Annotated in this window: 6 protein-coding genes and 2 pseudogenes; 2 read left to right on the top strand and 6 right to left on the bottom strand. The window is 73.6% G+C overall.

Annotated features, from left to right (window positions below):
* Positions 1-494 (top strand): annotated as a pseudogene (locus JNW89_RS26615) (hypothetical protein); the annotation flags it as partial.
* On the opposite strand, the gene JNW89_RS37820 reads toward JNW89_RS26615, so the two are convergent.
* From JNW89_RS37820 to JNW89_RS26640, 5 genes and pseudogenes are all read right to left on the bottom strand, one after another.
* Entirely contained in the window at positions 392-1,141 is a 750-nt protein-coding gene (locus JNW89_RS37820) for a potassium channel family protein (RefSeq protein ID WP_309140031.1), read from the bottom strand. The pseudogene JNW89_RS26615 and the gene JNW89_RS37820 overlap by 103 nt on opposite strands.
* A gap of 19 nt (positions 1,142-1,160) precedes the next feature.
* Positions 1,161-1,340, bottom strand: a complete 180-nt coding sequence (locus tag JNW89_RS26625; RefSeq protein WP_088963206.1) for a DUF4236 domain-containing protein — start codon at positions 1,338-1,340, stop codon at positions 1,161-1,163.
* 264 nt (positions 1,341-1,604) lie between these two features.
* The gene (locus JNW89_RS26630; protein WP_238451066.1) at positions 1,605-2,123 is read right to left on the bottom strand and encodes a GNAT family N-acetyltransferase; all 519 of its coding nucleotides are present in this window, start codon (positions 2,121-2,123) and stop codon (positions 1,605-1,607) included.
* Positions 2,123-2,579: pseudogene (locus JNW89_RS26635) on the bottom strand (RrF2 family transcriptional regulator). The gene JNW89_RS26630 and the pseudogene JNW89_RS26635 overlap by 1 nt, the downstream one beginning before the upstream one ends.
* Positions 2,580-2,601: 22 nt before the next feature.
* Positions 2,602-3,492 (bottom strand): helix-turn-helix transcriptional regulator, encoded by an 891-nt coding sequence (locus JNW89_RS26640; RefSeq protein WP_238451070.1) that lies wholly within the window; start codon positions 3,490-3,492, stop codon positions 2,602-2,604.
* Between the two features lie 138 nt (positions 3,493-3,630).
* Here JNW89_RS26640 and JNW89_RS26645 point away from each other — a divergent pair, with 138 nt between their 5' ends.
* Positions 3,631-4,410 (top strand): SDR family oxidoreductase, encoded by a 780-nt coding sequence (locus JNW89_RS26645; protein ID WP_238451072.1) that lies wholly within the window; start codon positions 3,631-3,633, stop codon positions 4,408-4,410.
* Positions 4,411-4,480: 70 nt separating this feature from the next.
* Here JNW89_RS26645 and JNW89_RS26650 read toward each other — a convergent pair whose 3' ends face one another.
* Positions 4,481-4,912 carry an SsgA family sporulation/cell division regulator gene (locus JNW89_RS26650; protein ID WP_007457244.1) on the bottom strand — a complete coding sequence of 144 codons (432 nt, stop codon included), beginning with the start codon at positions 4,910-4,912 and terminating at the stop codon, positions 4,481-4,483.
* Between the last annotated feature and the right edge of the window lie 478 nt (positions 4,913-5,390).

Here is a 5,390-nt window from a genome sequence, read left to right on the forward strand (position 1 = left end):
CCGGCGCTGCTGGCCGCCGCGGCGACCGGTCGCCCGGCCGAGCTGCTGCTCAGCGCCCCCGCGCCGGCGTCGCTGCGGCCGGCGCTGACCGACACCGGCTTTGCGCTGGTCACCGAGGTCGAGCTGGTGCCGGCCGACGGGTCGCCGGCCCGGCGGGTCGCGTTCGGCACCGGGTTGGAGAAGAGCCTGGAGGCGTTCAAGGACGCGCTGTGGGAGGTCGACGAGTTCGCCGGGGTGCGCTACCGCGACCCCGAGGACCCGGCCGGCGGGCTGCTCGACATCGCCCTGCACCCCGAGCCGGGGCCGCTGCGCCGCGAGCTGCTGGCCGAGCTGGCCCGCTCCGGCCGCGTACGGTCACCGAGCTGCGCCGGCACACCCTCACCGCGACCGTCTACCGGGCCGCGGACACCGTCGGCGCGCTCACCAGCCTGCTGCACTCCGGCGCGGTGCGCCGCGACCCCGAGCACGGCCGGCTCGGCGGCGACGTGCTGATCACCGCCGGCCCGGCCGCAGGCGCCCGGTCAACTGCCTGACCAGCACCGACACGCCGGTGGCCACCACCGGCGATGCTGAACACCATCTGCCCGCAGACCACCGCCCGGGCGACCTGCCCCTGGGCGTTCACGTCGCCGTAGCCGACGGTGGTCAGGGTGGCCAGCGCGAAGTAGAGCGCGTCGACGCGGGTCTCGAGGCCGGCGAACTCCCCGGCGCTGCTCCGCGCCACCACGTAGTCGGCGAGGGCGAAGGTGAGCACGCCCGCGACCAGCGCGACGCCGAGCCGGATCAGCGCGCGGATCTCCTGGTCCCCGGTGGGTGCCCGGCCGGCGAGCTGCCGGCGTACCTGGCCGGTGACGAGCAGGGAGACGATCAGGACCAGCAGCAGGGTGCCGGCCGAGCGCAGGGCCAGCCGCAGCCCGTTCGGGTCGGGCGCCACCGGCACCAGAAAGTAGGCGAGCACCAGCAGCAGGCAGGCGCCCACCGCCCGCCGCAGCTCCCGCCGGTGGGCCCGTCGCCGCTCATGCGGCGATTCTGCGCCCCGCACATCGCCGCCAGCGGCGGAACGGCGAAGCCGCCGACCGGGCCGGGGGTCGCGGGTACGGGCCGCCGAACGTCGAGCGGGGTGCCGGTGATTCACCGGCACCCCGCTCGACCTCGGGACGTCACGCCCGGGTCTTGTCCTGCTTCCAGGAGAGCGGCCCCGGCAGGTCGACGCGGTGCGCCTTGGCCTTGGAGTTCCAGGACCAGCGACCGATCTTGATGCTCCACGAGGAGAAACCGTTCTCGGTGAAGTTCAGGATGATCGGCCCGTACTTCTTGCGCTTGCGGAACATCAGACCCATCGTGGGCTCCCCTCGCCTTCCCTGTCATGCCCTGCTCTGACGTCATCGAACATGCCCGAACCGACGATTTGCGAAACCTGCCGCGGATCCGCTCTGGACGGTCGCCGGGCTCAGCAGGTAGGTGTTGCGGGGCGGTGAACGCGGCTCGGCGCTGCTGCTGGTCAACATCGGCAGCCCGGGACGCCTGGCACGACCGGCTGCCCCGGCTGGCCGCCGAGGAGGTGATCCGGACGCTGTGATTCGGGGACGCGCGCCGGCGTCGGCTCAGGCGGGCATCGGCGCGCGGTCGACGGCGAGGACCCGGGTGACGCTGCCGTCGTCCTCGGTGACGTCCCGCTGGTGGACGAAGCCAACCTTGGCCAGCAGAGCCAGCGAGGCCGTGTTGGCCTCGGCGACGGTGGCGTGCACCCGGGTCAGGTCGAGGGTGTCGAAGCCGTACCGGACCAGGGCCCGGGCCAGCTCGGTGCCGAGGCCGGCGCCCCAGGCCGGCTTCGCCAGGGCGTACACCAGCTCGTGGCCGTCGACCTGGTCGGTGTGCTTGATCTCGGCGTGCCCGACGTACCGGCCGTCGCGGCGCACCGCCCAGACGTCGAACAGGTCCTCGGCGTAGACCGTGGTGAACACCCGCCCGAACAGGGCGGCGGCGTCGGCGGGAGTCATCGGGCCGTCGCCCATGTACCGGGCCACCTCCGGATCGCTGAGCAGGGCGACGAAATCGTCGGCGTCGGCCCGGCGGTAGGGCTCCAGCAGCAGCCGGTCGGTGCGCAGGGTGGGGGTGGACATCAGCGGGGCTCCCAGGCGTCGGGCAGAGCGGTCAGCTTTCGGACGTGTGCGGGCAGTCGGCCGCTCACCACCTCGGCGAGGCTGACCTCGTCGAGCACCTGCCGGACGGCGGCTCGCACGGCCACCCAGAGCCGGGGGAGGTTCTCCGCCGAACCCTCGTAGCGGGTTTCCTCGGGGCGCAGGCCGCGCACCCCGGCCAGCGGGCCCTCCACAGCCCGCAGGATCGCCCCGACGGTGACCTCGCGGGGTGGCCGGGCCAGCGTGTAGCCGCCCTCCGCGCCGCGCTGGGCCCGCACGACGCCGGCCCGGCGCAGGTCGGCCAGGACGGCCTCCAGGAACTTGCGCGGCATGTCCTGCTCGGTGGCGATCGCCTGGGTGGACAGCAGCGAGGGGGTACGCGGTGGCGAGGCTCAGCGCCGCCCGTACCGCGTAGTCGCCGCGCGCGGAGATCTGCACCCCGCCATCATGCCCGCCCGGCTCAGTCCGCCGGGTCGGCGGGCCGACGCTGCCGGACGATCCGTCGCAGCGGCTGCTCCCGCGCGGCCCGGAACGCCCCCGGGCTCACCCCGACCTCGCGGGTGAAGAAGCGGCCGAAGTTGGTCGGCTCGGGGAAGCCCAGCCGGCGACCGATCCGGGCCACCGGCTCGTCGGTGGCGGCCAGCAGCCGGCTGGCCTGGAGCGCGACCCGCTCGTCCACCACCTGCTTGGCGCTGCGCCCGGTCACCGCCAGGCAGGCGCGGGTCAGGGTACGCACCGAGCAGCCCAACTGGGCGGCGTAGTCCTCGACCCGGCGGGTGTGCTGGTAGCCGCGCTCGATCTCCCGGCACAGCCGGTGGAAGGTGGCCAGCTCCGACCGGTGCGGCCCGCCGTCGGCGCCGCCGGGGCGGTCGGTGGGGAGCAGCGCCAGGCGCAGCAGCAGCACGGCCAGCTCGTGGCGGAGCAGGGGCTGGGCGGCCGGGTCGGCGCGGTGCCGGCGACTGTCCACCGCCAACTGGCTGACCTCGTTGATCACCGCGTCCTCGTCCTCGCCGGCGAGCTGGTGGTGGGTCGGCACGGCGTCGGGGTCGACGTCCAGGCCGCGCAGCGTCTCGCCGCGCCAGCGCACCACCGTCGCGTCGAGCTGCGGGGTGCAGCGCAGCACCTGGCCGGGGCTGGCCCGCAGCAGCGTGCCCGGCCGGCACGGCAGCGGGCGGAAGTCCAGCTCGGCCGTGCCGTGGCCGCCGGTGACCAGGATCAGCAGATCCGCGTCGAGCAGCGCCGGGCGGCGCCACCCGGGCTCGGGGGCGAGGTCACCGAGGTCGAGCAGGTCGATCTCGGCGGTGGGCAGGTCGGGGTGGGTTGCCGGGGAGAGCTGACCGGAAGGGACCATCACCTGCGACGGTAACCGGAGGTGGGGGTGGTCGCATCCCGGCGACGGGACCGGGGTGTCGCGTACGCGGGGTTGTCCCCGGTCGGAGGCGCGGTTACGTTACCGAGCGGTAGGTCCACCGACTCGCGAGGGATGGGCATGACGGAGCTGTTCTCGGTCGCCGACAAGACGGTCCTGGTCACCGGCGGCACGCGGGGGATCGGGCTGATGATCGCCCGGGGCTTCGTGCAGGCCGGTGCCCGGGTGATCGTCTCGTCCCGCAAGGCCGACGTCTGCGCGGCGGTGGCCAAGGAACTCTCCGCCGAGGGGCGCTGCGAGGGCGTGCCGGCCGACCTGAGCCACGACGCGGGGGCCGAGGGGCTCGCCGTGGCCGTGCGGGAGCGCACCGGCGACCGGCTCGACGTGCTGGTCAACAACGCGGGCGCGACCTGGGGCGCGCCGCTGGAGGCGTACCCGGAGAGCGCGTTCGACAAGCTTTGGGCGGTGAACGTCAAGGCGGTCTTCCGGCTCACCACCGCACTGCTGCCCGCGCTGCGCGCCGCGGCCACCGCCGACGACCCGGCCCGCGTGATCAACATCGGCTCGGTCGACGGCATCCGGGTGCCGTTCATGGAGGTGTACGCCTACTCGGCCACCAAGGCCGCCGTGCACATGCTGACCCGCAGCCTGGCCCACCAGCTGGCCGGTGAGCAGATCACGGTCAACGCGATCGCCCCTGGCCCGTTCGAGAGCAAGATGATGGCGTTCGCCCTGCAGGACCCGGCGTCCCGTTCGGCGATCGAACAGCAGGTGCCGCTGGGCCGGATCGGCCGCCCGGAGGACATGGCGGGCACGGCGATCTACCTGTCGTCGCGCGCCGGGGCGTACCTGACCGGCGCGGTGATTCCCGTCGACGGCGGCCTGACCACGCACGGCTGAGGCGTACCCGGTCGCGGGTGAGCGGGAGCCGCGCGGACTCGGCAGATCCGCGCGGCTCCGATCGGATGGGTCAGCGGCCGGCGAGCAGCCGGTTCACCGCCGTGTCGACGTCGAGGTGCTCGGCCTCGCGGCCGCGCGGGACGACGACGTAGGTCCGCCGCAGGAAGCGCACCAGCACGCTGCGCGGCACCTCGAAGAGCGCGTTGCCGTCGGGTGACGACAGCGCCAGCGCGACGAAGTCGCCGCGCGGGGTGGCCCAGGGCCAGACCCGGACGTCGCCGATGCCGGCCGGTTCGTCGAGACCGGTCACCAGCAGTTCGCGGGCGAAGGACCAACTGACGGCCTCGCCACCGGCGGATTCGGCGTGGAACAGGACATGGACCGCATACGGGTCAGCAGGGTCGTAACGCAAACTGGCACGCACCGGCAAGGCGGTGGCGTCAGGTGCGACGAGCCTTAGCGACGTCTCGACCTCTACGGTCGTCGGTCGGATGACACTCATGGACGTTCTCCCCCCGGCACCGCTGCGGAACGCGCGTGTCCCGCTTTTCCCATACTCAGGTGCTACTCCTGGCTACGCTCCGCCATACGCTGACTTCACCCAGTGGTGGGAAGTGCCTCGGAAGCGCCGCCAGAATGTGAAACTTCTTGTACGATTTCCGGTCTGCCCAGTGCGTGATCCCGCCCGGCGTCGGGTGGCTCAGTCGTCGACTTACTCCGGTAACGTCCAGTGGTCTGCGCAAGTGACGGGCCGGGGCGACACTGGGGGGTGAAATGGTCACGAACCGATCCTCAATGGATGCGCCGACCGCGACCGACTCACCGAAAGTAGGGGCCCGAGCAGCCGAAAGGCGGGGGAACGCGGTGCCGAAGGATCAGCACGACGGGACCGGTCGGCCTGCCTCCGGCGGCCGCTCCGGTCGAGGTCGCGCGCCGGCACGCAGCGCGCCTCGCGCCCGTCCGGCCCGACTGCGTCGCGG

It is taken from the genome of Micromonospora sp. 4G55, from assembly GCF_016803375.1.

Coding starts and splice junctions, on each gene's coding strand:
- JNW89_RS26645 (WP_238451072.1), top strand. CDS start 3,631: ATGACGGAGCTGTTCTCGGTCGCCGACAAGACGGTCCTGGTCACCGGC.
- JNW89_RS26625 (WP_088963206.1), bottom strand. CDS start 1,340: ATGGGTCTGATGTTCCGCAAGCGCAAGAAGTACGGGCCGATCATCCTG.
- JNW89_RS26630 (WP_238451066.1), bottom strand. CDS start 2,123: ATGTCCACCCCCACCCTGCGCACCGACCGGCTGCTGCTGGAGCCCTAC.
- JNW89_RS26640 (WP_238451070.1), bottom strand. CDS start 3,492: ATGGTCCCTTCCGGTCAGCTCTCCCCGGCAACCCACCCCGACCTGCCC.
- JNW89_RS26650 (WP_007457244.1), bottom strand. CDS start 4,912: ATGAGTGTCATCCGACCGACGACCGTAGAGGTCGAGACGTCGCTAAGG.